Raw genomic sequence first — 1,499 nt, forward strand, 5'->3', positions numbered from 1 at the left:
TGCCTGGGTTCAACTGGTCCTTGCAACACCGGGTTATTGGAGTGAGCGTAGCTGCTCTTCGAACACCTCGGCAGGTGTCTTCCAGTCAAGACTTTTGCGGGGTCGGTTGTTCAGCGCCAGAGCGACTGCTTCGAGGTCGTCGGCGGACCACCGTGAGAGGTCGGTGCCCTTCGGGAAGTATTGGCGCAGCAACCCATTGGTATTCTCGTTCGTCGGCCGCTGCCAGGGCGAGTGGGGGTCGGCGAAGAATACCTTCGTGCCCGTCTCGAGAGCGAACTGGGCGTGGCCGGAGAGTTCTTTGCCGCGGTCCCAGGTGAGCGTCTTGCGAAGCTGTTCGGGAAGCTTCGTCATTGACGCTATGAGCGCGTCGTTCATCGCGACGGCGCCGTAGCCGCCCAGCGCGGGACCATTTTTGACGGGCGGTATCTCGCCATAGCCGTGCAGTCGCGGTAGGTGCACCAACAGGGTCGAGCGGCTCTTGCGTTCGACGATCGTGCCGATCGCCGACCGGCCCGTGCCGATGATCAGGTCGCCCTCCCAGTGCCCGGGGACGGCGCGGTCGGCTGCCTGCGCGGGGCGCGCAGAGAACACGACGTCGGCGGTGACATGCCCTTGCGGGCGATTCTGCGCGCGAGCCCGTGGCTGACGCAGTGCACGGCCGGTTCGTAGGCAGGTAACGAGCTCGCGTTTGAGCGTACCGCGGCCCTGAATGAACAGCGACTGGTAGATCGCCTCGTGGCTGATGCGCATGGACTCATCATCGGGGAAGTCGACCTTCAGCCTGTGCGAGATCTGCTCGGGGCTCCACGCGGTCGCCCACCGCCTGTCCTGCCGGTGCGGTTTGTTCAGCCCCTTCCACGCGGGCGGCTCCGGCCCGATAACGATGCTGCCGTCCGTGCGGCACACGTTCCCGGCGAGCCGCTCCTGGACGTACTCACGCAGCCTGTCGTTCGTCGCGAGCTTCGCCATTTTCGGTCGCTTCGCCGCCTGCTGAGACTTCCACTGCGCCACCAGCGCCCGGTACTCCTGCTGCCCGCTGCGCGTGGCCGCGTTGCGGCGCAATTCGCGAGAGATCGTTGCCGGGTCGCGGCCGATCCTGCGCGCGATCTCACGAACGCCAAGCTGCTTGGCGCGCAGCAGCGCGATCTCTTCGCGCTCCTCGAAGGACAGGTAGCGGCCTGTGGGCGCGGCAAGCGAAATCGGTGACATACCGCCAGCGTGGCGAAACCAACGAGATCCGACCGGCACAGACACGCCCACCTTCAGCGCCGCTTCGGCCGAGCTGACGCCCGTCGCGATCAAACCCCAGAACTGCCGCTGCACCGCCCGCGAGGGCTCAGGCCGTCCAGGTGACCGCATCGGCGGACGCAACGCCCGATCCGCACGCCACTGCCGACGCGCACCCTCGGGCACATCGCTGGTCTTCGCAGCCCAATCCTTCGTCGCCACTGTTGAACACCTCCACAGTCAAGGCGTTGCGACGACCAGTTGAATCCGCA

At 66.2% G+C, this 1,499-nt stretch carries 1 protein-coding gene; it reads right to left on the reverse strand.

Annotation, left to right across the window (positions count from 1 at the left end):
• Positions 1 to 33: 33 nt before the first annotated feature.
• Positions 34 to 1,359, reverse strand: a complete 1,326-nt coding sequence (locus AWC18_RS19620; RefSeq protein WP_420093369.1) for an IS30 family transposase — start codon at positions 1,357 to 1,359, stop codon at positions 34 to 36.
• Positions 1,360 to 1,499: the final 140 nt, after the last annotated feature.

Source organism: Mycolicibacter nonchromogenicus, from assembly GCF_002101775.1.
GTDB classification, from domain to species: domain Bacteria; phylum Actinomycetota; class Actinomycetes; order Mycobacteriales; family Mycobacteriaceae; genus Mycobacterium; species Mycobacterium nonchromogenicum.

What these genes read in the sequence shown, in the direction of transcription:
- AWC18_RS19620 (WP_420093369.1), bottom strand. Translation starts at nt 1,359, where the DNA reads ATGCGGTCACCTGGACGGCCTGAGCCCTCGCGGGCGGTGCAGCGGCAG.